Origin of the sequence: Candidatus Pantoea communis, assembly GCF_011752685.1 — a bacterium.
Taxonomy (GTDB): Bacteria; Pseudomonadota; Gammaproteobacteria; order Enterobacterales; family Enterobacteriaceae; genus Pantoea; species Pantoea communis.
Window position 1 is genome coordinate 97,195 of the sequence record NZ_VWXC01000017.1, and the last position, 24,803, is coordinate 121,997.

The window sequence follows — 24,803 nt, forward strand, 5'->3', positions numbered from 1 at the left end:
CTCACTCTCGTCGGCAGGGATGGGTCGTCCGCTCAGCCACTCTGAGACTTTTGGGCCTGAACAGCAGATAACTCGCCAGTGCCAGACCGCTTACACCCAGCGCGCCATAGGTCAGCACGGCGGAAAAACCGTCAGCCAGCACTTGCGAGGTGATAGCGCGGCTAAGCGAAACTTCAGCGCCAGCCGCTATGCGTTCTGCGAGCGCAACCACATCGCTGGAGGCAAGAAGCCGTTGCCGCAGACTGGCGGCGATCACTGCCACCAGCAGGCTGCCCATCAAGGCGATGTTGATCGCCAGCGTGATTAAACGTGCACTGATATCAATCCCGGAAGCCATGCCAACCCGATTAGCGGCAACGGAACCGGTCGTGGTGTTGGTCACCGGCGTATTGGTGAGTCCAAGCGCGGTTCCCGCCAGCAGGGCACCCGGCAGCAAACTCAGTTGGTAGGTGATGGCCAGTTTCATCAGCACGAACCCAGCACCGATCGAAAATAACCCGAGGGGAATGACGCGGGCAGCGCCAAATCGCAGCACCAGTTTTTCCCCTATCGGCGGCATCATTAAGGTGGGCAAGGTATAGGCAAGCAGGGCAAAACCGGTATCCATACTGCTGAATCCAAGCCCGCTCTGGTAATAAACCGGCAGGTAGATCATCAGCGGCCAAAAGCTGAAGTTCATGCCAATCGAACCCATCAAAGCCCCCGAGAAGGAACGAATGCGAAACACCGAGAAATCAAACATTGGATACGGATGGCGCTTCTCCGTGCGGATAAATACCACCGCGCTGATCAGGATCACCAGCATGATCAGTCGGGCTTCAAGACTGCGCCAACCGATGCTGGCACCCTGGGTAATGAGATAGGTCACGCCAACCACGCATAGGGTGAGTGTGATCAACCCAACCCGATCGAGTTTGTTGCCCTGGCCAGGGTGGGACTCATCCACATTTTTCAGTGCGAGCACGAATGTCAGCAGCGCGATAAAGCCGTTCACCAGAAACACCCATTGCCAGCTTAAAACCGCCACCAGCATCCCGCCGATGATAGGACCGAAACCAAGGCCAAAGCCAAAGGTTATCCCCCATGCGGCAAAGGCCTGGCTGCGGGGTTTTCCCTGCGGGAACTGGTGCGAGAGTATGGCGATCAGGCAGGTTAACATCGCACCGCCGCTTAGCCCTTGCAGGAAGCGCCCGATGATGAGCCAGAATGCACTCCCGACCAGGCCGCACATCACCGAGGTCAAACCAAAACCGACAATGGTGATGAGAAAGATGCGCTTGCGGCCATAGTTATCCGCCAGCGTGCCGGTCGCCATTAAAACGGCGGTGCAGGCCAGCGTATAGGCATTCATGATCCACTGCAGATCGCGAAAATTCGCCTGCATCTCCTGTTCCAGTATCGGCAAAATCACCGGCACGCTGGAGATTTCCAGCCCCGACATCAACGCGGCTAAGCACACCGCCATCAGCGCCAACATGTTCTTCATCCTGAATTCCTGCGTAACGTTAAGAGCGTGCCAGCATGGAAGATTGACGCAACGGTGGAAATCCATGCCGATGCCAGATATCGTCAAGATCGTGCCAACATCATGGATAAGGCTGACATGCAAATCACTTCTTCTCTGCGTTCCCCTCCTGCAGCGCCGAAAAATCGGCGGCTGGTGCTTTTGGCGTATGAATGCCTCTGTACCTTTGAATTTGGTACTGCCGTTGAAGCGTTTGGCCGAGCAGATGACGTCTTCGGCCATCCGCTGTATGACCTGAGCGTGGCGTCGGTGGAAGAGGGCGTGTTTGGTGCGCAGGGCGGTGTGCGCCTGGTGGTGGATGGCGGGCTTGAGTTACTGGAAGACGCCGGAACCATCGTCATCCCCGGCTGGCGCAGCGTGACCGCACCGGCCTCTGAGGCGTTAATCACAGCGTTACAAAAAGCCCATCAAAATGGCACACGGATTGTCTCCATTTGTGCCGGAAGCTTTGTACTGGGTGAAGCGGGGCTGTTAAACGGGAAACGTGCCACAGCCCACTGGAACAGCACCGAGATCCTTGCCGAAAGATTTCCACAGGCGCAGGTGGAACACGGCATGATTTACGTGGATGAAGGCAGCATCATCACCTCGGCGGGCGGTGCAGCAGGTGTCGATTTATGTTTGCATCTGATTCGACGCGATTACGGCATTGATGTCGCCAATCGCACCGCACGCAGAATGGTGACGCCTCCCCTTCGTGAAGGCAGCCAGGCGCAGTTGATCCAACAACCTGTTCCACAACGTCGCAACTACAGCCTCGCGCCCCTGCTGGACGATTTGCGCAATAATCTGAACGCGCCGATGGTGATCGAGCAGTTGGCGCGGCAAGCAGGCATGAGCCGTCGGACCTTTATTCGCCGCTTTCATGATGCCACTGGTACCTCGCCGGGTGAATGGTTGCTCGGTATTCGGCTGGAAAAAGCCTGCGCGATGCTGGAAAACAACGCGCTCAGTATTGATCAGGTTGCCGAGCAGGCGGGGTTTGGTTCTCCCGAAGCGTTGCGCCATCACTTCAGACAACGGTTCAACACCACGCCGACAAAATGGCGCAAGGCCTTCAATGAGCGGCTTGTGATGGGCTGAGTGTTTTTCAGCCTGAGGTTCTGCGCAGCTGCCATAGAAACCAGGGGGCACCGATAAATGCGGTCAATAGCCCGGCGGAAATCGGCCATGGCCAGGCGATGTTGCGCCCCAACCAGTCGGCTAACACCATCAACAATCCTCCCATCAACGCGGCGGCGCACAGCTGATGACGCAGTAGATTGGCGCCCATTGCTCTGGCGCACTGCGGTGCCAGCAAACATATTGGTTGAAATTCCCATGCTCGCGGCTAAATGTTTTCTGAGTCAGTTCTTTCGCGAGATGCTTAGCTCGCAGTTTACCGCTTAAATATCGGAACAGTTCCGTATAGTAACGCTGGCAAGATAGCTTCCCAACAACCGCACAGTGCTGCACAAAAAAGAGTGGCAGGCTGTATTTGAATGAAAATCGTTATCATTATCAAGATGGGATGATTGGAAAAGGTAAAAAAAGCGTTGTTGAGGAAGATTTTGGGCGCGATAGGGTGCTGAGTGTGGAATTAAAAGTCGGGTAGGTGACGAGCCGTATCCATCTGTTGATGTAAAATTCGGGCAATAAATATTCCGGAAGGATTGGCAGTATAAAAAATGGTATGTGACTGGAAAACAATACGTTTCACATCCTGCACGCGCGGGTAATCCTGTCCCATCTCAGGCATCTTTGACAATGTTTCAAGGAACTCATCCAATGCATCGGTGTAGCGATCGGCTTGGGCTTCACCAAATTTGAGCAAGGTATAATCATAGATATTGGCAAAGTCACTATCGGCAAGTTCGGACAGTTTATACACGATTAAGCTTCTTCCTTTCAGCAGCGATTTCACGCAGTGAACGCGGGCTTTCGCCACTTTCCAACCCATCAACTACGGCATTTCGGACAACTTGATCATGTAATTCCTGTTGTTCCAGCAGGCGTAAAGCCGAACGCATCACTTCACTGGCTGATCCATATCGCCCTGAATCAACCATGCGCGAGATGAAGTTATCGAGTTGTTCACCGACGCTAACCGACGTTATTTTTCTCATTGAACTCACCATGTATTAACTGTTAATACAAAAGAACATAGTTTGCTCAAGTCTTCATCGCCAGTCAAATCGACCTCGTTCTTATGGAATGTGCCACGCAATAGTATGCTTTGCGCAGACCCTTAACCTTCACTCAACAACTATAATATTCCCTGACGGTCTGCCCGGTATGGGCACACAGATCATGCTGGCTGTTCCCCTTGCTCACTATCATTGGTGCTTTTGCAGAAGGATAACTCATGCGTACTTTTCTGGTGGCGTTGTGCGCTTCGTTGAGTGTTTTGACTTTCCCGGCCCTGGCGGCGGGCACATTGAGTGATGGCTGGGAATGGCTGAAACAGGATGTCTCGCAAACGTGGGAGCAGCCACAATATTACGACCTCTATTTGCCGTTCATCAGCTGGCATGCGCGTTTTGCTTACGACAAAGAGAAAACCGACAACTATAACGAATCGCCGTGGGGCGGAGGTTTTGGTGTGTCCCGCTACAACGAAGACGGTGACTGGAGCGCGCTGTATGCGATGGCATTTAAGGATTCACATAATATGTGGCAGCCGATTATCGGTTACGGCTGGGAGAAGGGCTGGTATCTGGATGAGGCACGCGATGTACGATTAGGGCTGGGGTTAACCGCTGGCATCACGGCGCGTGATGATTTCGCCAACTATGTGCCGCTGCCGATTGTTTTGCCGCTGTTCTCCGCAGGCTATAAACGCCTCAACGTGCAGTTCACCTATATTCCGGGCACTTATAACAACGGTAATGTGCTGTTTGCCTGGTTCCGCTATGGCTTCTGAAATGCTGCAACGTTCTTCTGCGCTTAAGTGGCTAAAGAGAATTGCCCTGATTCTGGTTTCTTTGCTGATCATGTTTTTGCTGATCCGTGGATATCAGTCTGAACAGGGGCCACCGCTGCATCGCTGGCACACCTGGACGGCTGATGAAATGACGGTAGAGCAAATAGATCACGCCAGCTTCGCCGATTATCTGGCGCAGGAAAATGTGATCTTCAAGCAGATGAAACACAACGTCACGGATCAACTCAGTGACGAAGAGAAAACCTCGCTCAACCGCTATAACGCGCAAAGCCCGGTGTATCCGGCAGGATTTTCCACTGACTGGAATCGTTCGTTTGTACTCAAACCCTCTGGTGAAATTAAAGGCGCGGCGGTGCTGCTGCACGGCTTAACGGATTCGCCTTACAGCATGCGTTATCTGGCACAGGCCTATCAGCAACAAGGCTATGTTGCGGTAGTACCGAGATTACCCGGCCACGGCACCGCGCCGGGATCGTTAACCAAAGTTGACTGGAAAATGTGGCTGGCCGCGACGCGTCTGGCCGTGCGTGAAGCCATCCGGATAGCGGGATCCCAGGTCCCGTTGCATCTGGTGGGTTACTCCAATGGTGGCGCGCTGGCGATGAAATATGTGCTTGATAGCCAACAGAATCAGGCGCTGCGTAAACCACAACAGGTGGTGTTGTTGTCACCGATGATTGGCGTGACGGCATACGCCCGTTTTGCGGGGTTAGCGGGATGGCCAGCGGTGTTCCCGGTGTTTGCTAAAGCGGCGTGGCTGAATATCGTGCCGGAATACAACCCGTTTAAATACAATTCATTCCCGGTGCGGGCGGCGCGTCAGTCCTGGCTGTTAACCCAGGCGTTGCAGGAACAGATTGTGCAACTCGCCCGCGATGGCGAAATACGTGGCTTACCCCCGGTGCTGTCGTTCCAGTCGATCCTCGATTCCACTGTCAGTACCCGCGCGGTGGTGAGTGCGCTGTACCGTTACCTGCCGGACAATGGCAGTCAGTTAGTGATTTTCGATATCAACCAGGCGGCCAACTTACGCGCGCTGTTCCGGCCTGCACTGTATTCAGCGGTCAACGACTTACTGCCTGCCGCGCCGCGTCATTACGCCACAACGGTGATCACTAACGCCTCACCCACCACTTATGGCGTGGTCGCCCGCATCACGCCTGCCGATCAAACCAACGAAGTGACGCGTCCGCTGCATCTGGCGTGGCCGCAGGATATGTATTCCTTGTCGCATATCGCTGTCCCATTCCCTCTCACCGATTCGCTGTATGGCCGCGAACCCACCGAGAAAAATCGTTATGGCATCAGCCTCGGCACCATCTCACTGCGCGGAGAAACTTCCAGTCTTACCGTTGGGCTCGACACGCTGATGCGTAATACCTCCAATCCGTTTTTCACTTATATGATGGCGCAAATAAATGGACGAATTGCCTGCGGTCAGCAGCCGGATCTGCAACAGTGCCTTAAAGAGTAATGACTTTTTTCAGCAGCCCGTTGGCGAGAATCAGTCGGGCCAGCAAAACTGAGAGCACAAAGGTCAGCACAATCAGCGTGAGTTTAGTGGCCAGCGAGTTAATCGGGATCAACGCGGTGACGATATGAAATACCGAGTAGTGCATGATGTACACCCCGGTCATGGTTTTACTCACGGCGGCCAGCAGGGTTTCTTTGAGGGCGACATGGCGGCGAAAGCGCACGCCGCTGGCGGCTAACACCAGTGCGACCACCAGCAGGTAGATTTGTGAGCCGGTGAGGAGGAAAGCATTGCGATCGGCTTTAAATAGCGCGAAGAAGAAGTGTTGCTCGTACAACCAGGTGAACAGATAAATAAAGGGCAGGGCACAGGTAGCGACGAGGGCGACTTTTCTCCGACTTAGCCAGTCGGCAATCACTGGTTCACACAATAGCTGGCCGGTGAGGTAAAACAGCAGCCAGGTCCAGATACGGTATTGCGGCGCTAGGCTGAGCACCCGCACCTCGGGATAGAGCACCGACAGCAAATCGTATCCATAGGAAAACAACAACAGGGCACCGACCAGCGCGCAAAACGCCAGCCGATGCAGGCTGAGCCAGCTGAGCAGCGGATTGAAGCTGTAGATCACGATAAACGAGAACACAAACCACGGCTGAATCAGATAGCCGCGCTGGTAAGGTTCCCAGAGATAGTAAACCGTCATCCAGAACAGAAACACGATCACCACATTGCGTATCTTGTTGAGCTGCCAGCGTAAATCCTGCTCGGCGTGGCTATCCATAATGCCCGCCACCACAAAAAACAGTGGGGTAGCGATGGTGGAGATAAACGTCAGGAACGCCAGAATCCAGTGGTAATCATAATCGTAGCGATCCCAGGTGTTATACAGCGTAAAAAAGGTCACTGCCGCCATGCAGCCGAGTGTCTTAATGACATTCAGCCCGGTGGCGTTCATGTTGACGTCGCTTTCTCAGCGCGGTGGAAGCAGGCATAAATCACCGGCAGAACCAGCAGCGTCAGTATCGTTGCGAAGCCCAGTCCAAACATAATCACCACCGCCATGCTCTGGAAAAACACATCGCGCAGCAGCGGTGCCAGGCCTAACACCGTGGTGAACGCGGTGAGCAGGATGGGGCGCAAGCGCGACGTGGCGGCATACAGAATCGCGTCATGCTGCGTTTTGTCCTGTTTTTGCTGTTCAATCTCTTCCACCAGCACAATGCCATTGCGGATCAGCATGCCGCTCAGGCTCAGCAAGCCGATCAGTGCCATAAAGCCAAACGGAATACCGGTGAGCAAAAAGCCCGGCGTCACGCCGATTAGCGCCAATGGCACCGTTAGCCAGATCGCCACGGCATTTTTTACGGAGCTAAACATCAGCACGGTAATCACAAACATCACCAGATAGCCCAACGGTAGCGTGGTGAACACGCCCTGCTGCGCTTCGCTGGAGTTTTCGGCATCGCCGCCCCATTCAATGCTGTAACCGTGTGGCAGTGGGAGCTGATCAATTTTCGGTCGCACGCGTGACAGAATATCGCCGGAAGTGTCGCTGGTGAGCGGACTGGGATCGGTCATCACCGTCAGCACGCGGCTGCGATCGCGCCGCAGAATTAATGGATCTTCCCATTCAAGATTAAAGCCACTCACTACATTACTCAGCGGAATGTAATGCTGCTGGCTTTGGCTCCACACCAGCACATTGTTCAGATGATTGGCATCCTGGCGTTCGCTGGCGGGCGGACGCACCACCACTGGCAGTAAATCTGCGCCTTCACGGTATAAACCCACGCGGCTGCCGGTGAAATTCATTTGCAACGCGTTATCGATCTCCTGTTTATCCACCCCCAGCTCGCGGCCCAGCGCCGGATTAAACTGTGGACGGATGACCTTGCTGCGGTTTTGCCAGTCATTGCGTACGCTGTCGGTGGCGGGATCTTGCGCGAGGATATCACCCACTTCGCTGGCAATCAGGCGCATACGGTCAGGATCGGGACCTTTGATGCGTACCTCAATGGCGCTGCCGCCGGAAGGACCAAACATCACCCGTTTGGTACTGGCATTGACCTGCGGATACTGGCGGGCGATATAGTCATCCACGCGGCGCGACAGCGCAGCGATATTGCGCTGATCGTCCATGCGCACCATGATTTGCGCGTAATTGCTGTATTGACGCTGTCCATTGTAAGTGAGGATAAAGCGCATGCTGCCCTGGCCGACGGTGGTGACCGTAGACACTACGCCTTGCTGCCCGGTGATCGACTTTTCAATATCGCTGGCCATTTGCTCGGTGGCCTTGATGTCCGTGCCGTAAGGCAGCCACAAATCGACAAAAAAGATCGGCGTATTGGACGAGGGGAAAAAGTTTTGCCGCACGCCACCAAAGCCCCAGATCGCCAGCGCCAGCAGGGCAGCCATCACCGCAAGCGTGACCGTTTTCTGCTGTAGCAGAGCGTTGAGCGTGCGCTGGTAGAGTCGATAAAAACCGCCATCATAGGGCGAGGCTTCAGCGGCGGGCGTTGCCGTGTTACTCGTTTTAAACAGCCACCATTTGACCAACACCGGTGTGATGGTGAGCGCTGAGAACCAGCTCAGCATCAGCGAAATCAGCAGCACCTGGAAGAGGGATTTGCAGTATTCACCGGTGGAATCCTGTGACAACCCAATCGGTGCAAACGCCAGTATCGCGATAATCGTGGCCCCTAACAGCGGGAAGGCCGAGCGCCGGATAACAAAGTTGATCGCCGAGGTGCGCGATGAGCCTTGCTGACGCGCAATCAGCACTCCTTCGACGATCACGATGGCGTTATCCACCAGCATGCTGAGGGCAATAATCAGCGCACCCAGCGAAATACGCTGCAGCTCAATGCCCCACAAATACATGATCAACAGGGTGCCCAACACGTTCAGCGCCAGCGAGAGCGCAATAATGATGCCGCTGCGCACGCCCATAAAGATCAGCAGCACGCCAACCACAATCGCCAGCGCCATCAGGAAGTTGGTGATAAAGCCGTTGACGGAGTGCGCCACTTCCGCAGCCTGATCGTAAAAGGTGTTGATCTGAATACCGGCCGGTTTTTCGGCCGACATCTGCTGCAGTTTGGCTTCCAGTGCACGCCCCACATCAATCACGTTGACGCCAGGGATAAAGGAGACGCCCATGGTGACCGCCGGGCGGCCGTTGGCGTGATAGATGCTGGAAGGGGATTCGCTCAACCCGCGAGACAGCGTGGCGATGTCGCGCAAGCGGGTGGTGGCAGTGTCGCCAACGGGGCTGATAAGCAGATCGCTCAGCTCATCGATATTTTCAAATTCCCCGGTAGGATGCAGACGAATCGATTCGGAGCCGGATTTGATCTCTCCTGCGCTGGACACCACGTTCAGGCGGCTGAGTGCGGCGGAGAGTTGTGCCGGAGTGATACCGCGCGCGGCCATTTTCGTCAGCGAGACATCGACATCAATTTGCTGCGGGATAGCGCCGCCGATCGCCACCTTGCCCACGCCGGGCACCAGCACCAGCTCTCGCCGCAGCTGTTCAGCGTATTGCACTAATTCAGGATTGCTGAAGTTGTCACCGGAAATGGCGAAGAAGAAGCCGAACACGTCGCCAAAATCGTCGTTAACGAAAGGCGACGCCACGCCGGGCGGGAAGAAGCGTGACGCATCACCGACGCGCCGCCGCAGCTCATCCCATATTTGCGGCAGTTCATTGGAGTGGTAGCGCGACGCAATATTCACCGTAATTTGTGACAGGCCGTTGGAGGAGATGGAACTGACGCTGTCCAGATAGGGCAACTGCTGCAGGGCATTTTCCAGCGGCAGCGTCACCTCTTCTTCCACCTGCTGTGCGGACGCGCCAGGATATTGCGTGACCACTACGGCGGTTTTAATGGTAAAAGCCGGGTCTTCCAGGCGACCAATATTCAGCATGGCAAAAATACCGCCTAGCCCCAACAGCAATATCGCCAGCCAGACGCGAATCGGGTTATCAATAAACTGTTTGGAGATGTCCATTACAGCCCTCGCTCACGCGTCCAGATGCGTACCGGCTGTTGCGCATGTAACTCATTGACGCCTGCTGCGACCACGCGTTCACCGGCTTTCAGTCCATCGGTGATCACTACGCCCTGGTTTGTGACCTCACCAACAGTGACTTTTCGGTCTTCCAGCTTGAGCTGATCGCCGCTGCCTTGCACCACCCAGACATGAGGTTCATTGCGCTGGTGGCTGTCGGGGTTAAACACCGCCTCGACCGGAACGACCAGCGCAGCGTGATTCACATTGGCGGGAAGATTGGCCAGATTGATGGTGACAGTACCACTGACACCGCCCACGGCCGGAAAATCGGCAGGGCGCGGCATGGTTAAGATCACCTGCCAGGTCAGTGTGTTGCTGCTACTGCTACCGGTGTGCTCTTTGTATTCAGCCTGAAATTCGCGATCCGGCAGCGTGTTAATCCTCACTACCGGGCGATACGTCATGTTGCGGATATCCAGCGCGGTGAACAGGTTTTCCGGCACGTTAAACACCACATCAAGCAGGTCGGTGCGCGTTAACGTGGCGATGGTCTGGCCCGCCGCAATCACCTGATGATTACGCACATTGACCGTCGCCGCGGTGCCGCTAAAAGGCGCGGTTAAGGTCATCTGGCTTAACTCTTCACGGGCAATTTGCAAGGCCGCGTTGGCGGCATCGCGGTTTGCGCGCTGCACGTCCATTTCGGCCTGCGAGATCGCCTGGCGACCAGATAGCGTCTGGAATCGTGCAAACTGTCGCTGAGCGAGGGTGGCGGCGGTCTGGCGTTCGTTAACGCGCTGCTGAGCCTCACGTGCCACCAGTCTGGCGATCACTTGTCCCTGCGTCACATTGTTGCCCTGGCGAATCTCCAGGGCGTCGATCTGTCCACCTCGTTTAAAGGAGAGGTCGGTGGAATCACCCGATTCAATGCGTGCGGGGAAGATGCGTTGCTGAGCCTCACCGGAAGCCACTACCTCAACCACTTTCACCATGCGCGGCAAAGGAGTAACTTCCGTTTTTTTTTGATCGCAACCTGTTGTTATCAATATAACAATGGCGATCAGCGGAAAATAACGCGTCACGAGTTTGTCCTCAATCAGCAATATTGAATTAATTATTGGCGTTATTATTAGCGAGGTTCTTATTCACCGAGCATTGAAACGACGGCGTAGGTAAATAACCCCACGGCAGAACAGGTTACAATAGCGATAACCACATAAAGACTCAGGCGCAGCAGACTATAGTCCGGCATCGTTACCTCCATTAACAGTGGGCGAAATAGAGTCATCTCACTGCGGACGGATAGGAGTGACGGTTAAGGTTTATTTGTTAAGGATGAGCATAGCTGTGGATATCCAAAAATGTAAAGTTTGATAAACGCAATAACTTTATCGCAACTCATGGAATTTAAGTCTGATTTATTTGATTTAAATAGAACTTTAAACCACGTTAACAACATAAACACAAAGTGTGGCTTTTCCCGCCATTTCATTAACATAGGGATAGGTTAATTTATTTTCGTTAAAAACGGCTTATTTATCTTTGGTTTAAAATTACGCTAAAAATTGTTTTTTGATTACGGATGACTTTCCTCATAAAAGCAGAGTGAGTTGAATAGCCTGTGCTACGTTTATAACGTTCATTTCTCTTGTCAAAAGTTTGGCGTATAGATTATTTCCCTGCTCAATTTCGTTGAGCAGCCATTAATGACATGTCTTTCAGTTATAAACGGGACTCACCTCAGGCAGTACGTGGATGTTTGTCTTTGTATTTGAAGTGGATCTGTTAATAACGCGATGTCACCGCCTTGATTTCCGAAACAGGATTTGAGGAGAAAGCGATGAATACTGCTAAATCGGAAAGGTCGTACTATCAGCTTTCTGTCGATGAAACCTTGAGCCAGACAGAGAGTTCACTCGAAGGTATCTCGGGTAGTGAAGCAACAGCACGCTTACAACAGTACGGTGAAAATGCCCTGCCACAAAAACCGGGCAAGCCAGCATGGCTGCGCTTCCTCGCCCATTTTAACGATGTGCTGATTTACGTGTTACTCGCTGCCGCGCTGCTGACGGCAGTGATGGGCCATTGGGTCGATACACTGGTCATTCTCGGTGTGGCAGTGGTCAACGCGTTGATTGGTCATATCCAGGAGAGTAACGCGGAAAAATCCCTGCAAAGCATACGCAATATGCTCTCCAGTGAAACGGTGGTGATCCGCGCGGGTAACCATGAAACCCTGCCGACCACCGCGCTGGTGCCAGGTGATGTGGTGGTGATCCGCGCCGGGGATCGTATTCCCGCTGACCTGCGCGTGATCGAAGCCCACAATCTGCGCGTCGAAGAGGCGATACTCACCGGGGAATCCACGGTGGTAGAGAAAACCACCGATGCGCTTGCGGGCGAACTTCCGTTAGGCGACCGCACCAATTTACTGTTTTCGGGAACAACGGTCAGTTCTGGTGGCGGTAAAGGGCTGGTCGTCGCTACGGGCGGAGAGACCGAACTGGGGCACATCAATCAGATGATGTCCGATATCGAAAAGCATCGCACGCCGTTGCTGGTGCAAATGGACAAGCTGGGTAAAGCCATCTTCCTGATTATTCTCGCGATGATGGCGGCACTGTTTGTCTTCAGCCTGCTGTTCCGCGATATGCCGGTCTCTGAACTGATGCTGTCATTGATCAGTCTGGCGGTGGCGTCGGTGCCCGAAGGTTTACCTGCCATCATCTCCATCATCCTCTCACTTGGCGTGCAGACCATGGCGAAACAGCAGGCGATCATTCGCAAGTTGCCGACGGTGGAAACGCTGGGTGCGATGACGGTGATCTGCTCGGATAAAACCGGCACGCTGACCATGAATGAGATGACGGTCAAAGCGGTGATCACCGCCGATCATATTTATCGGGTAGAGGGTGACAGCTATGAACCGGTTGGCGCCATTCATAAAGCAGATGACGCCGTGCCGATTACCGTCACGGGCGGGTCCTTGCTTGAACAATATCTGCGCACCATCGATCTGTGTAATGACAGCCAGCTGATTAAGGATGAGAGCGGCTTCTGGAAGATCACCGGAGGGCCGACAGAAGGCGCACTCAAGGTACTGGCCGCCAAAGGGCAGTTGCCGGTGGTCACCACCGAGTTACGCAGTAAAATTCCGTTTGATTCGCAATACAAATATATGTCGACGTTGTACCGCATTGGTGACGAAGAGCGCGTGCTTATCACCGGCGCGCCGGATGTGCTGTTCCGGCTTTGTCAGCAGCAGCAAACCGAGCACGGTCTGCAACCGCTCGATATCAGCTGGTGGGAAGGCAAGATTGAAGAGTATGCGCGCGAAGGGCTGCGCATGGTGGCGGCAGCCTGGAAACCGGCGTTACCGGGACAAACTGAACTCACCCATCAGGATCTGCAACAGGGCGTGATTCTGCTCGGCATTGCCGGAATGATGGACCCGCCGCGCCCTGAAGCCATCGCCGCGATTCGTGACTGCCTGCAAGCCGGCATACGCGTCAAAATGATCACCGGAGACCACCCGCAAACCGCGATGAGCATTGGGCAGATGCTGGGGATTGGCAATGCGGGCTCTGCTATCACCGGACGTGAACTGGAAGTGATGGACGATCACCAGTTGAGTGATGCCGCGCAGGCCTACGACATCTTTGCCCGCACCAGTCCGGAGGATAAATTCCGTCTGGTTCAGGCGTTGCAGAGTAAGCAAGAGGTGGTCGGTATGACCGGGGACGGCGTGAACGATGCGCCCGCCCTGAAGCGCGCCGATGTCGGTATCGCAATGGGTATTAAAGGCACCGAAGTGACCAAGGAAGCCGCCGATATGGTGCTCACGGATGACAACTTCGCCACCATTGCCAGCGCAGTAAGGGAAGGGCGCCGGGTTTATGACAATCTGAAAAAAACCATCTTGTTTATTATGCCCACCAACCTCGCGCAGGGATTGTTGATCATCATCGCGCTGCTGGCAGGGAATCTCATTCCGCTCACGCCGGTACTGATTCTGTGGATGAACATGGCGACGTCGGCCACGCTGTCGTTTGGTCTGGCATTTGAAGAGGGTGAAAAAAACATCATGCGCCGACCGCCGCGCGATCCCAAATTGCATGTGATGGATGGATTCGCCATCTGGCGCGTGGTGTTTGTTGGTTCAATGATTGCGATAAGTGCGTTTGTGCTGGAAGCCTGGCTGCAGCCGCGTGGCTATTCCCCTGAGTTTATCCGCACCGTGCTGTTACAGACGCTGGTTACCGCGCAGTGGTTCTATATGCTCAATTGCCGTGTGTCGGACGGCTTCTCTCTGAGTAAAGGGCTGCTGATGAACAAAGGTATTTGGATCGTTAGCGCGGTGCTGCTGGTGCTGCAACTGCTGATCATCTATGCGCCATTTATGCAGCTGCTATTCGGTACCACTGGACTGCCATTCCGTTATTGGGTGATCACCTTCATCATCGGTTTCGTGATGTTCCTAATTGTTGAAGTCGAGAAACCACTTACCCGGCGATTCAGAACGGCTTGAGTCTGCTGCCGCCCGTCACGCTGGTGTCAGCGAGGCGGGCGGTGTTTAAGACGATACATGTAGATTTCGAGCCAAAAGATGGGATTTAAACGTTGCAGGACATTTGCTGTCATCAAGTCAGAGAGGAAAGTGTCGCACGGGTTCGACAATCTTCACCGGTTTCTTTCTCTTTGGTTTTGTCGCCCTGCACAGTGCTGGCATAGCTGCCTTGGATTTTTCTGGCTCGGTAGTCTCATTCACAGTGATACAGCACGGGCAGTAATGAACATTCGTATATTGCGCTGCGGCGACGGTTAATGCCTGGCTGTGGTTATACATACTGCCAATAAACGCCCGTGAATCGATACCGGGTAATTGTTCACATCCTGCGGTATGCAACAGCAAGCCCCTGCGGGCGTGATCGCAGACGTAATATTTCGTTGCCTTATACATGGTTTTTATCCGTTTGCTGCGTGAGTTAATGGACTCATTAAAGTTTATCGTATTCAATATCTTGTAAATTTGAACATCTCACTACGGCCTGAAACTCAGTTTGCCCACGATGGCTCGCCAAAGTAAACGGAACGATAATACGTGTACCATTTTTTTGCTACGCCTTCATTGTGGACCAGAAGAGAGCCCAGGGTGATTCTATTTTTCCCAAACATCTCGGTATCGGATTTATTGAGGAGATCTTTTTCTACGGCAATAACCGCATCACGACTGTGAACGGTCACACAGGCTATTTCATCTTTTTTGGTTTTCTACGCTCCGCAAATATACCTCATAACCCGACGCAGACAAAATAATCCCCAGGGCACTGAGTGCTCCAACCTTAGCGGAAGTCTTCATTTTAAATTCCCTTAAGTGCTTCACAAACAGTCTCCGGTCTAACTAGCGGAAAATCAATAGTATTTTTGGTTTATTTGATGAAATGAATTGATGTGTATTGCCGATGTCGCCTGGTCATTATCTGATAATGGTTGGGATAAATTCTGAATATTACGTATCACAAAAAAATCCTGTGAGATTTATTGAAGAGGGACTCGAACAAATAAAACGGGCATTAAAGCCAAAGTACATCAAATATCCTGGTTAATAACTTGTTAATGGTAGAGTTATGGCATTCTCATGACATTTTTTCCTACATTAATGCTGAGGTCAGAAGTATCTGATGATAAAAACTCACAGCTCACTCATTCAGCAGGACTATTCACATTAATCAATGAATCACCGCGAAGCTGAAACGCTCGTCGTGCATCTGGTCAGATAAAAAGATCAGTGTGTTAAAACAGCAAATGGTTTAACCTTTAACGACCGTCTGCAGTAGATTTAAAGTAAGCTTAATAAAATCAGTGAGTTGATTGAGGTTTTATTGAGCGGCCTTTTGATTGACTGCGACCTGTTCCAGGGGGTGCCCGGTTAGCGGGCTGAGATTCTACCCGCCAGCGTTTTCGCGTTGGCAACGTAGTGACCCTACGAACCTGATCCGGCTAATACCGGCGTAGGGAGCGGAACACAGGGCGACACTGCGTCCTGATCCCATCTTTGTGCTTGTAGCGGACAGACTCTACTCATCAGGCCCGGCCTGAGAAATTTCGCGAAATCGCAACTGGTGGACTCGCCCATGACTGAAGCTGCTTTGATCGACGCTTTGCTCACCTTTCTTCAGCGTCAGGATACAACCGACGAAGACTTTAACCGCATGGCGCTTGCCGTCTTCGCGTACCAATTTGAACACAACCTCCCCTATCGCCGCTTCGCCATGCAGCGCGGCCGCACACCGTTTACGGTGAAAAACTGGCGTGCCATCCCGGCAATTCCCATTACCGCGTTTAAGGATCTGACGCTGAGCTGCCATGCCACAGATGACGTCGAAGCGGTGTTTATGACCAGCGGAACCACCGGCACAGTGAAGGGTCGCAGCTATCATCCGACGCTTGATGTCTGGAAATGCTCGATGATGCAGAATTTCCGCCAGCGCTTTATGGCGGGCGAAGAGCGGATTCGCATGGGCATTTTGTTCCCTGATAATCGGGCGCTGCCCAACTCTTCGCTGGCCCATTACCTGACATTAGCGGTGGAAAAATTTGGCACCGCCGAGAGCGAAGTGCTGCTGGATGACAGCGGTATCGCGATGGATCGCCTGTTTGCTGCGTTGGAGCAGGCTGAAGCACAGGGCGAACCTTATGCGCTGCTGGGCGCGAGCTACAGCTTTGTCCATCTGCTCGACGAACTGCAGCACCAGGGGCGACATTTTGCATTACCCGCTGGCAGCCGAATTTTAGATACCGGTGGATTTAAGGGGCAATCCCGCGAGATTGAGGCCGAGCAGTTTTACGCCGAACTCAGTGCGGCGTTGGGCGTGCCGCGCACTCACTGCATCAACATGTACGGCATGACCGAACTGAGCAGCCAGTTTTATGATGACGGCAACGTGGCCTGTCCCTCGATGAAATCCGGCCCGCACTGGATCCGCACCCGCGTGGTCAATCCACTGACGGGCGAAGAGGTGCCGGAAGGTGAGGTGGGTGTGCTGGTGCACCATGATCTGGCCCACTTCAATTCAGTGTCAGCATTGCTGACGGAAGATGCTGGCCGGGCAGTGGCGGGCGGCTTCCATCTGCTGGGCCGGGTCACCGGGGCGGATGCGAAGGGCTGTTCGCTGGCGATGGAAGAGTTCCTGGCTGCTGCGCAGGGTGCAGTGTGAAAGAGGTCGCGGGTTATCTACCGGGATGTTTATCACCTGAAGGGGTGCAGTGGCGCACGCTGAGTTTTAGCCATCACGGCCAGCACCTGGATGTCGACGTGCCTGACCTGAATCCGGCAGAAATTACACTTCTCAGCGCACATCTGCGCGATCACGCTCGCGCTTATCTCAAAACGATGAGCGTGGCGAAGATCGTAGCAATTATTGATGAGGCCATTGCGCGTTTGCTGGATCGAAACCATCCACTGCGCCGCAAGGCCGAAATGCTGCTGCCGATTGTCACCGGTTATGACGCCGAGATGATTCGCCTTGGGCTTACCGGATACCTCAAAACTTTTCGACAGCCGCAGCTCAAGCGCTTTTTAGCCGAGGACTTTAACGATCCGCAGCTGCTGGATGATTTTCAGCCGCGACCTAATGGCGGCTTCGCACGGGCATTTGGCCCAGATCTGCTCATGCATATCTGGGCAGGAAATGTGCCGGGTCTACCGCTGTGGAGTCTGATTTGTGGATTGCTGGTAAAAGCGGGCAGCGTGGGCAAATTGCCCGGTGCCGAACCGCTGATGGCGGGCTGGTTCGCGCAACTGCTGGCTGAGATCGATCCCCAACTTGGCGAATGCCTGGCGGTAGTGTGGTGGAAAGGCGGCGAAGCCGAAGCAGAAAAACACTGGTTAACCCAGCCTGACGTGGTGATGGCTTACGGTGGTAATGCCGCGCTGGCTGCAATCAAACACCAACTGCCGGTCACCACGCGTTTTCTGCCGCACGGCCATAAAATCAGCGTGGGGCTGGTGGCGCGTTCGGCGCTGGATACAAGGCAGGGCGTCGATCTGGCGCAGCGCGTGGCCTATGACGTCATACGCTATGACCAGGCGGGCTGTTACTCACCGCAAATGCTATTTGTTGAACGCGGTGGACGCATCACACCGCAGGAATTCGCGGAGTATATCGCCCATGAACTGCGAGCGCTGGCGCGCAAATATCCGCGTCGAGTGCTGTCTTCGGCTGAAGCGAACAGCGTGGCGGCCTGGCGCAGCCGTGAAGAGATTCGCGCGTTACAGGACAATCGCATCCTGTTCGGCGAGCCAACGGACAGCTGGTCAGTGGTGGTAGTAGATGGCCCCGAAGCTCTGATGCCGTCGGCACTCGGACGCACGCTTAAAGTGGTGGCCGTTGATGAGATTGAGGATGCGATTGCATTGATTTCGCAGCAGAAAATTTACCTGCAAACGGCGGCGGTGGCGGCCACTCCGCGAGAGCTGTTTGGTCTCGCCGCGCGGCTAGGGCAAGCCGGTATCACCCGTATTACTGCCTTTGGCAGCATGACATCGCCTGCCGCCGGATGGCATCACGATGGCCGCTTCAGCCTGCTGGATCTGGTCACTTTTACGGAAATAGAGGCATCTGCTGAAACTGCCGCTGAGCGCTTCGCGCCCTATGCGGATTGAATCCACGTTTTTACAGGAGGTAAGAGATGAAATTTGCTGATCAAACGATTCTGGTGACGGGTGCGAGCCGGGGTATTGGTGCAGCTATCGCGCAGGCGTTCGCCGCTGAGGGCGCGCTGGTGGTGGTGAACTACCTGCGCAGTGAAGCCGCAGCGATGGAAGTGGTAAAAAGCTGTGAAGCACTGGGCGGTTCGGCCATCGCCATTCGCGCTGACGTCACCTCAGCAGAGCAGGTGGCGGCGATGATGGAGCAGATCGCTAACACCACGGGTCGTCTGGATGCGGTGGTGAACAATGCTTTCGCACCCTATGTTTTCGATACCGATAATCGACAGCGCTTTTGGGAAACCTCATGGCAGGGCTACCAAAGCCAGTTTGACGGTGCCGTCGGCGCGGCCTATAACGTCTGCCAGGCTGCGTTGCCGTTGATGCGCTCACGCACACGCGGCAGCATTATCAATCTTTCCAGCGATCTGGTGGCGCGTCCGTCTGTTCCTTACCACGATTACGTCACGGCGAAATCCGCATTAATAGGCTTTAGCCGTTCACTCGCCGCTGAACTGGGGCCGCTGGGGATTCGCGTGAACTGTGTTGCGCCGGGTCTGGTCTATCCCACGGATGCCAGCAGTGCGACGCGAGAAGACGTGCGCGATTTTATCACCGCACAAACGCCGCTGCGCCGAATTGCCGAGCCAGTGGATGTCGCCGGTCCGGTGATGTTTTTAGCCTCAGAATGGAGCGAGTTTGTCACCGGGCAAACGCTGTATGTTGATGGTGGGTTGGTGATGGGATGACGGGGGCCGAACGCTGATATTGTTGGCAGCACGATGGGTTAGCGTTAGTCTGATCACTGATTTATCAATTTGCTAACGCCGCTTAACATAAACAGGGAGGTTTAATGAATGCCGCAACTATCCGTGCCGTCATCGGTGGAACGCTTTTAATGGCGTCGAGCTTAGTATCGGCGTCTGCCGCTCAGCCATTGCCTGTACCTCCAGCACATCCGAACTCACAGCGAATCTCCGTTGAGACGCAAGGAACGGGAACAGATGTCATATTGATTCCAGGGCTGGCGTCTTCACGCGACGTTTGGGCCGATTTATCTGCAAAATTACGCAAGAACCATCGCATTCATCTTATCGAGCTTGCAGGCTTCGCGAATACGGCTGCCATTGCCAACCCGGACGGGAAAATCATGGCTCCGGCAGTTGACGCCATCGCTGCATATATTCACGCCCAGCACATCAAAGCCCCGACGATCATTGGCCATTCCCTTGGGGGAGAAATGGCATTGATGCTGGCTGCTCGTCATCCTGACCTGGTGGGGCGCGTGATGGTCGTTGATGCGTTGCCGTTCTATTCATTGATGTTCAATCCAGCGGCGACCAGCGAAACGGTCGCCCCGCAGGCCACTGCGACGCGAAATTTAATTTTGGGGCAGTCGCCGGAGCAATTCACGGAGTTTCAGAAAGCATCCATCGCCCGTTTAGCGAAGACCGAGGCGGTGAGGCCAGCACTGGTGGCGGCAGGAATCCATTCCGACCGTAAAACCATTGCCGATGCCGTGTATGAAGTGATGATCACCGATTTGCGTCCCGAACTTGGCCGCATCAGAGCGCCGATAGAGGTCGTATACGCGTATGACACGCTATTCGGCTTACCAGCAGCCAGCATGGATGCAATGTACCGTCGAGCCTATGCTTCTGCACCCAATATCCACTTCACACGGATCGATAACAGTTTTCACTTTGTCATGCTTGATCAGCCTGAGCGGTTTTCCGACGCGGTTGAGTCGTTTTTGAATGGCGATGCTAGCCAGATGCAGTGGCAAACTGAATGAGATTTCGGGAGGAACGGTCGGAATCGGCCGTTGTTTCGGTGCATTAGAGTGTAGGGTGCAGATATTGCGCAGGATGCATGTCTGATGTGAAAGAGATGTGGGGGCGAGATGGCAAGGTCTATTTTGATGGGGTGTTTGATTTTCCGCCCATTCATTGCATAGGACTCCTTGCCGCCGTATTAGTAGCTTTAACACGCTAAGAACATACGTCAATTGATCATGTTCTTGCTTAATTATCTAAACGCCTGCTGTTGGCAGGGAGCAGACCAGCAGGTGACGCTGAAGATTTTCTAAGAGCGTCTGCGGACATTACTGACATCGCATTAAATCAATCAGGGGAGCAGGTCAGCTGGCCGACGAACACTAAGAAAGCAGTATCAAGCCTCAATAAGCATCCGTCCCCAGCCTGGTCAAGCATCACATACGGTCTTTATCATGAAAATGCTGCATCCAGTAAGGATAGGGGATTGAAGGCTGAGAGAGCGCATCCAGTTTCGTTACCTGCTCTGACGATAGCATCAAATTCTCGGCTTCCAGATTCTGCAGTAACTGCTGTTCATTCTTCGCCCCGACAATCACGGTGGTGACCTCGGGACGTCCCAGCAACCATGCATGCGCGACTGTGGCTGGCGAACAGGCCATCTCTCTGGCGATGGCAATTAACGCGTCGACTACCGGATCAACGCGCGCTGGTTCAACCGGTGGGAAGTTCAGCTTAGAGCGACGCCCCTGCTCCTGCGTGTTCGAGGCATATTTTCCACTAAGATAGCCTCCACTCAATGGACTCCAGATCATCAGTGCATGATCGGCCGCCTGTGCGGCTTTCGCTACATCGAATTCAATATCGCGGCACGCCAGCGAATAGTGTACCTGATTACTGGTGAATCGCGCTTTTCCGTACTGCTGTGAATAAGCATCGGCTTGCGTCATTTCCGCTGCGCTGAAGTTACAGGCGCCAATATGCCGCACCTTGCCCTGAGTGACTAAATCGTCAAGCGTTCGTAGCGTTTCATCCAGAGGGGTCAGGTTGTCGCGATCGTGCAGTTGCAGCAGGTCGATGTGATCGCGTTGAAGCCGCTGCAGGCTTTTTTCTACGGTATTAATGATATGTGAACGCCCTAAACCAACGTCATTCGGACCATTGCCAGTTCGCAGTCGCACCTTGGTCGCGGTCATCATTTTGCTATCGTCTATGCGCATTGATTTTAATGCCTGCCCGAGCACTACCTCTGACTGGCCCTGAGAATAGACGTCTGCTGTATCCACCAGATTGATTCCCTTGTCCAGCGCCACGCTGATGATGCGTTTTGCATCATCAACAGGCAGCCCAGCGATAGAAGACCAGATCCCCTCACCGCTGCCGAATGTCATGGCTCCCAGCGTGTAGCGTGAAACCCTTAATCCTGAACGACCAAAACGAACGTATTGCATGTGATTCTCCTGAACTCTTGGTTGAGGAACTTAATGTAGAGCGATCCAAACCATGCGTATAGAATGTAGAATACGAATTCATTCTTCTGAAAAAGAGAATAATCAATGCGGTTTGACCAGCTCACCTCGATGCGATTGTTTATTCGCATCATTGAAACCCACTCTTTCAGCCGTGCAGCCAGTCTCTCAGGTATATCTCCCTCAAACGCGACAGCGCGTATTGCACGTCTGGAAGAACATCTGGGCGTGAAACTCCTCGGCCGCACTACGCGCGCGGTGGCCGCAACAGAAGCGGGTCAGCGCTATTACGCTACGTGTAAACGGTTGCTGGTGGAGTTGGATGAAGTAGAAGCCGATCTGAAAGGCTCTCAGCAGCGCTTGAGCGGAAAGGTCCGGGTGAGCGTTAACGTTTCAGTTGCCCGCGCCATTATTTTTCCGCGCCTGCCTGAACTGATGCTTCAGTATCCTGACATCCACCCGGAAATCATCCTGACCGATCAGCGCAGTGATTTCGTTCGTGAAGAGATTGATTTCGCAATACGCATTGGTGGGCTGGAAGATCAGGATCTTCACAAGCGTTCGCTGGGCTTTCCTTTGCGCATAAATGTGGCGTCTCATGAATACCTGCAGAAATTCGGCGTACCTGAAACGCCTGAAGCGTTGCATACCCATCGACTGATCGATTTTAGGCTGCCGGTGCCAGGTGAGAAGCTGGGGTGGGAATTTGAATGTAACGGTGCAGTCAGGACTTTCTGGCCGGATACGGTGGCATCTGTGGGCGATGCCGAAGCGCGGGTGCAGCTCGCTGTTGCCGGAATGGGGATCGTGCAGAGCCTTAATTTCATCGTGGCGCCTGCGCTAGATACCAATAAGCTGGTTCGTATTCTTCCCGCCCTGGAAACCAGGGCGCCTGAAGTCACTTTGCTCTGGCCTCGCAACCGTCATCTCCCCGCCAGAACAGAAGCCGTCATGCGTGTGTTCAGTGATTGGATCAGAGAAGCGCTGGAAGAACGTTGTTAGCATTCGCATAAGTGGTGAGATTAGCCTTTGAGGGTAAAACGATGTCCACTTTTGGCACACAGTAGTCTTCGGGAAACTCTAGGACAGTTGTACGCGAACAGCAGACAATTGAGGGGGGAGTTCCGGCAGTTGATCTGCCGGTTTACTATTCGCTTAGAGCGTTTCAATGAATGAAACTTCATACTGAACTCCCGGCATCATGACTTCCAGCCCGTCTGTCAGCATTTTACCAGCCTCATGCAGAGCTTCAATTGGCATCTGTGGCAGACTTTCCAGAATGAACCACATGTGTTTATCTGAAGAACTCAGTCGTGTTCTTATGCCCTGCCGCCAGTTCCAGCGTCGGCAGGTAACGCCTGATTCGTCACACCAGACTACCTCTCCCGCATCGGGCTGTTCAACGCAGGGAATACCGTCTTTGAGGGTGTCAAATGGTTCACTGCCGTCTGAAATAATGAGACGGGGAGCGCCACGATAGGCTTCCAGATTTTCACCACCCACGGGAACGGCATACCGCAGACTCACTGCGTTATACAGGTCAACTACAGGGTCAAGCGGTGTCATAAACCCGTCTCGTACCACGCGTTTGCGAAGGGCTTCTGCTGAACAGGGCGTGCGCCTGGGCTTCGCGCCGAAGGCGCGAAAGGTTTCAGACCATGCATTAAGATGCGTTTCAGCCCACCCAGGTTGCCCGTTGAGTACCTCTTCACAGGCTTTACGAAGCGCTTCTTCGCCAAAGCTGGCGTTAACCAGTGGTGCAGCAGATACGCTGATACTGAGAGCGCGGAAGCCGGGAGCCAGACGGGCAACGTCGGAACTGATTGACGGATGAGCTATTAGCATTTGATAATCCTGAAATGACCGTTTTAGATTATGATAATGACTGATGAACAAAAAAGTCAATATAACGACCGGCACTGATGCTTCCAAAATTAATGAGGCGCTTTCCGCTTCCCTGAAGCAGTATCGCAGCCAGAAAAAAATGTCGCTTGATGAACTCTCACGTCTGGCGGGTGTGAGCAAAGGTATGCTGGTTGAAATTGAAGCATGCAGGGCAAACCCCAGCATCGCAATCCTCTGCAAGCTTGCCGCAGCGATGGGCGTCTCGGTAGCAGACATTGTCAACGTTGCCAGCAAACCCAACGCGCATCTGATTGCAGCAGGTGATATACCTTGCCTGTGGAGTGGAGAAAATGGCGGTACCGCGCGCTTGCTGGCGGGCACAAGCGGACCGGATATGATCGAGTTGTGGGAGTGGAAAATGCATCCCGGAGAGATTTTCGATTCCCCGGGACACTCAGATGGCACGTGCGAACTTTTACATGTAGTGCAGGGCTCTCTTCTGCTGACTTTAGGGGAGGAGCGTCTGATTGTAAGTGAAGGTTCTTCAGTGATCGCCCGGACAGACCTGCCACATAGTTATAGCTGTCATGAGGGCGGCCCGCTTAAGTTTACCATGACGGTAAGCGAGCGAGTGCGCTGACGTACCCAGGCTCGTTAAATGATGCGCTGATAAAGAATATCGGGTTATCTGATAACGCCGTTCAAATTGAGAATAATGGCGCTGTAAACGAGACGCGAATCTCAACAGAAACATCCATTATTTACCTTTCGTCTGCAGTTTCATTAAGGTCCACTTCAGGCATGGAGCAGACCTGCAGCTGCGCGGGGTCCGCTATGAGCGAACTGCGGACCTTGCTAACAGCGTTATGAGTGAATCAACGGAGAGTTGGTCAGGTACCCTTAGTACTTTATGCGCTGCTTACTAGTCATGGTGCGTTCTGTAATAGCCCCCGTTTAAACCGGACACTTCACCAGTAAGACATACGCATAGAGCTATGTTTAAGGAGTGTCCTGTGCAAAGAATCGAAGTGATCACTGGCGAGCAAAAGCGCCGTCGTTATACTC

General features: G+C 53.6%; 20 protein-coding genes and 1 riboswitch. Of the genes, 10 read left to right on the forward strand and 10 right to left on the reverse strand.

The window, feature by feature from the left end; all coding sequences use genetic code 11:
- Nucleotide 1: 1 nt before the first annotated feature.
- Nucleotides 2–1,486: an MFS transporter gene (locus F3J37_RS20385; RefSeq protein WP_166935360.1), complete on the reverse strand. Its 1,485-nt coding sequence runs from the start codon at nucleotides 1,484–1,486 to the stop codon at nucleotides 2–4.
- Nucleotides 1,487–1,603: 117 nt separating this feature from the next.
- Here F3J37_RS20385 and F3J37_RS20390 point away from each other — a divergent pair, with 117 nt between their 5' ends.
- Entirely contained in the window at nucleotides 1,604–2,608 is a 1,005-nt protein-coding gene (locus F3J37_RS20390; protein ID WP_370662134.1) for a helix-turn-helix domain-containing protein, read from the forward strand.
- Nucleotides 2,609–2,615: 7 nt separating this feature from the next.
- Here the strand turns inward: F3J37_RS20390 and F3J37_RS20395 are convergent, their stop codons facing one another.
- From F3J37_RS20395 to F3J37_RS20405, 3 genes are all read right to left on the reverse strand, one after another.
- Nucleotides 2,616–2,825, reverse strand: a complete 210-nt coding sequence (locus F3J37_RS20395) for an iron chelate uptake ABC transporter family permease subunit (RefSeq protein ID WP_255464799.1) — start codon at nucleotides 2,823–2,825, stop codon at nucleotides 2,616–2,618.
- A gap of 279 nt (nucleotides 2,826–3,104) precedes the next feature.
- The gene (locus tag F3J37_RS20400; RefSeq protein WP_097117702.1) at nucleotides 3,105–3,395 is read right to left on the reverse strand and encodes a type II toxin-antitoxin system RelE/ParE family toxin; all 291 of its coding nucleotides are present in this window, start codon (nucleotides 3,393–3,395) and stop codon (nucleotides 3,105–3,107) included.
- Nucleotides 3,388–3,630 carry a type II toxin-antitoxin system ParD family antitoxin gene (locus F3J37_RS20405; protein ID WP_097117703.1) on the reverse strand — a complete coding sequence of 81 codons (243 nt, stop codon included), beginning with the start codon at nucleotides 3,628–3,630 and terminating at the stop codon, nucleotides 3,388–3,390. Before F3J37_RS20405 ends, F3J37_RS20400 begins: the two co-directional genes overlap by 8 nt.
- Nucleotides 3,631–3,869: 239 nt before the next feature.
- On the opposite strand from F3J37_RS20405, the gene pagP reads away from it, so the two are divergent.
- Together pagP and F3J37_RS20415 are read left to right on the forward strand one after the other, a co-directional pair.
- Complete coding sequence (gene pagP, locus F3J37_RS20410) at nucleotides 3,870–4,427, forward strand: lipid IV(A) palmitoyltransferase PagP (protein ID WP_166935364.1); 558 nt, start codon at nucleotides 3,870–3,872, stop codon at nucleotides 4,425–4,427.
- A complete protein-coding gene (locus F3J37_RS20415) occupies nucleotides 4,417–5,922 on the forward strand; it encodes an alpha/beta hydrolase (protein WP_166935366.1) in 1,506 nt (501 codons plus the stop codon). Before pagP ends, F3J37_RS20415 begins: the two co-directional genes overlap by 11 nt.
- On the opposite strand, the gene F3J37_RS20420 is transcribed toward F3J37_RS20415, so the two are convergent.
- From F3J37_RS20420 to F3J37_RS20430, 3 genes are read right to left on the reverse strand one after another with little or no spacing between them, the layout of a single operon-like run.
- Entirely contained in the window at nucleotides 5,912–6,877 is a 966-nt protein-coding gene (locus tag F3J37_RS20420) for an acyltransferase (protein WP_166935368.1), read from the reverse strand. The genes F3J37_RS20415 and F3J37_RS20420 overlap by 11 nt on opposite strands.
- Nucleotides 6,874–9,936 (reverse strand): efflux RND transporter permease subunit, encoded by a 3,063-nt coding sequence (locus tag F3J37_RS20425; protein WP_166935370.1) that lies wholly within the window; start codon nucleotides 9,934–9,936, stop codon nucleotides 6,874–6,876. The genes F3J37_RS20420 and F3J37_RS20425 overlap by 4 nt, the downstream gene beginning before the upstream one ends.
- Nucleotides 9,936–11,021: an efflux RND transporter periplasmic adaptor subunit gene (locus F3J37_RS20430; RefSeq protein ID WP_166935372.1), complete on the reverse strand. Its 1,086-nt coding sequence runs from the start codon at nucleotides 11,019–11,021 to the stop codon at nucleotides 9,936–9,938. The genes F3J37_RS20425 and F3J37_RS20430 overlap by 1 nt, the downstream gene beginning before the upstream one ends.
- A 758-nt stretch (nucleotides 11,022–11,779) precedes the next feature.
- On the opposite strand from F3J37_RS20430, the gene F3J37_RS20435 reads away from it, so the two are divergent.
- Nucleotides 11,780–14,467 (forward strand): cation-transporting P-type ATPase, encoded by a 2,688-nt coding sequence (locus F3J37_RS20435; protein ID WP_166935374.1) that lies wholly within the window; start codon nucleotides 11,780–11,782, stop codon nucleotides 14,465–14,467.
- A 117-nt stretch (nucleotides 14,468–14,584) separates the two neighbouring features.
- Here the strand turns inward: F3J37_RS20435 and F3J37_RS20440 are convergent, their stop codons facing one another.
- Nucleotides 14,585–14,899, reverse strand: coding sequence for a hypothetical protein (locus F3J37_RS20440; protein WP_166935376.1), 315 nt, complete (start codon nucleotides 14,897–14,899; stop codon nucleotides 14,585–14,587).
- Between the two features lie 947 nt (nucleotides 14,900–15,846).
- A riboswitch (TPP riboswitch) is annotated at nucleotides 15,847–15,975 on the forward strand.
- Between the two features lie 98 nt (nucleotides 15,976–16,073).
- Between F3J37_RS20440 and F3J37_RS20445 the strand changes: the two genes are divergently transcribed.
- The 4 genes from F3J37_RS20445 (at nucleotide 16,074) to F3J37_RS20460 (ending at nucleotide 20,444) form a co-directional block, all read left to right on the forward strand.
- Entirely contained in the window at nucleotides 16,074–17,156 is a 1,083-nt protein-coding gene (locus F3J37_RS20445; RefSeq protein ID WP_166935378.1) for a LuxE/PaaK family acyltransferase, read from the forward strand.
- On the forward strand, nucleotides 17,153–18,604 hold the full coding sequence (locus tag F3J37_RS20450; protein ID WP_166935380.1) for an acyl-CoA reductase: 1,452 nt from the start codon (nucleotides 17,153–17,155) through the stop codon (nucleotides 18,602–18,604). The genes F3J37_RS20445 and F3J37_RS20450 overlap by 4 nt, the downstream gene beginning before the upstream one ends.
- 26 nt (nucleotides 18,605–18,630) lie before the next feature.
- Entirely contained in the window at nucleotides 18,631–19,398 is a 768-nt protein-coding gene (locus F3J37_RS20455) for a 3-oxoacyl-ACP reductase (RefSeq protein WP_166935382.1), read from the forward strand.
- 104 nt (nucleotides 19,399–19,502) lie between these two features.
- The gene (locus F3J37_RS20460; protein ID WP_166935384.1) at nucleotides 19,503–20,444 is read left to right on the forward strand and encodes an alpha/beta fold hydrolase; all 942 of its coding nucleotides are present in this window, start codon (nucleotides 19,503–19,505) and stop codon (nucleotides 20,442–20,444) included.
- Nucleotides 20,445–20,861: 417 nt separating this feature from the next.
- Here F3J37_RS20460 and F3J37_RS20465 read toward each other — a convergent pair whose 3' ends face one another.
- Nucleotides 20,862–21,875 carry an aldo/keto reductase gene (locus tag F3J37_RS20465; RefSeq protein WP_166935386.1) on the reverse strand — a complete coding sequence of 338 codons (1,014 nt, stop codon included), beginning with the start codon at nucleotides 21,873–21,875 and terminating at the stop codon, nucleotides 20,862–20,864.
- Between the two features lie 105 nt (nucleotides 21,876–21,980).
- Between F3J37_RS20465 and F3J37_RS20470 the strand changes: the two genes are divergently transcribed.
- Nucleotides 21,981–22,895 carry a LysR family transcriptional regulator gene (locus F3J37_RS20470; RefSeq protein ID WP_166935388.1) on the forward strand — a complete coding sequence of 305 codons (915 nt, stop codon included), beginning with the start codon at nucleotides 21,981–21,983 and terminating at the stop codon, nucleotides 22,893–22,895.
- Between the two features lie 153 nt (nucleotides 22,896–23,048).
- Here the strand turns inward: F3J37_RS20470 and F3J37_RS20475 are convergent, their stop codons facing one another.
- On the reverse strand, nucleotides 23,049–23,738 hold the full coding sequence (locus F3J37_RS20475; RefSeq protein ID WP_166935404.1) for a B3/B4 domain-containing protein: 690 nt from the start codon (nucleotides 23,736–23,738) through the stop codon (nucleotides 23,049–23,051).
- Nucleotides 23,739–23,781: 43 nt separating this feature from the next.
- On the opposite strand from F3J37_RS20475, the gene F3J37_RS20480 reads away from it, so the two are divergent.
- Nucleotides 23,782–24,378, forward strand: coding sequence for an XRE family transcriptional regulator (locus F3J37_RS20480; RefSeq protein ID WP_166935390.1), 597 nt, complete (start codon nucleotides 23,782–23,784; stop codon nucleotides 24,376–24,378).
- The last annotated feature ends 425 nt before the right edge of the window (nucleotides 24,379–24,803 follow it).

Coding starts and splice junctions, on each gene's coding strand:
- F3J37_RS20435 (WP_166935374.1), top strand. CDS start 11,780: ATGAATACTGCTAAATCGGAAAGGTCGTACTATCAGCTTTCTGTCGAT.
- F3J37_RS20440 (WP_166935376.1), bottom strand. CDS start 14,899: ATGTATAAGGCAACGAAATATTACGTCTGCGATCACGCCCGCAGGGGC.
- F3J37_RS20475 (WP_166935404.1), bottom strand. CDS start 23,738: ATGCTAATAGCTCATCCGTCAATCAGTTCCGACGTTGCCCGTCTGGCT.
- F3J37_RS20445 (WP_166935378.1), top strand. CDS start 16,074: ATGACTGAAGCTGCTTTGATCGACGCTTTGCTCACCTTTCTTCAGCGT.
- F3J37_RS20415 (WP_166935366.1), top strand. CDS start 4,417: ATGGCTTCTGAAATGCTGCAACGTTCTTCTGCGCTTAAGTGGCTAAAG.
- F3J37_RS20425 (WP_166935370.1), bottom strand. CDS start 9,936: ATGGACATCTCCAAACAGTTTATTGATAACCCGATTCGCGTCTGGCTG.
- F3J37_RS20420 (WP_166935368.1), bottom strand. CDS start 6,877: ATGAACGCCACCGGGCTGAATGTCATTAAGACACTCGGCTGCATGGCG.
- F3J37_RS20465 (WP_166935386.1), bottom strand. CDS start 21,875: ATGCAATACGTTCGTTTTGGTCGTTCAGGATTAAGGGTTTCACGCTAC.
- F3J37_RS20460 (WP_166935384.1), top strand. CDS start 19,503: ATGAATGCCGCAACTATCCGTGCCGTCATCGGTGGAACGCTTTTAATG.
- F3J37_RS20480 (WP_166935390.1), top strand. CDS start 23,782: ATGAACAAAAAAGTCAATATAACGACCGGCACTGATGCTTCCAAAATT.
- pagP (WP_166935364.1), top strand. CDS start 3,870: ATGCGTACTTTTCTGGTGGCGTTGTGCGCTTCGTTGAGTGTTTTGACT.
- F3J37_RS20390 (WP_370662134.1), top strand. CDS start 1,604: ATGCAAATCACTTCTTCTCTGCGTTCCCCTCCTGCAGCGCCGAAAAAT.
- F3J37_RS20405 (WP_097117703.1), bottom strand. CDS start 3,630: ATGAGAAAAATAACGTCGGTTAGCGTCGGTGAACAACTCGATAACTTC.
- F3J37_RS20455 (WP_166935382.1), top strand. CDS start 18,631: ATGAAATTTGCTGATCAAACGATTCTGGTGACGGGTGCGAGCCGGGGT.
- F3J37_RS20385 (WP_166935360.1), bottom strand. CDS start 1,486: ATGAAGAACATGTTGGCGCTGATGGCGGTGTGCTTAGCCGCGTTGATG.
- F3J37_RS20470 (WP_166935388.1), top strand. CDS start 21,981: ATGCGGTTTGACCAGCTCACCTCGATGCGATTGTTTATTCGCATCATT.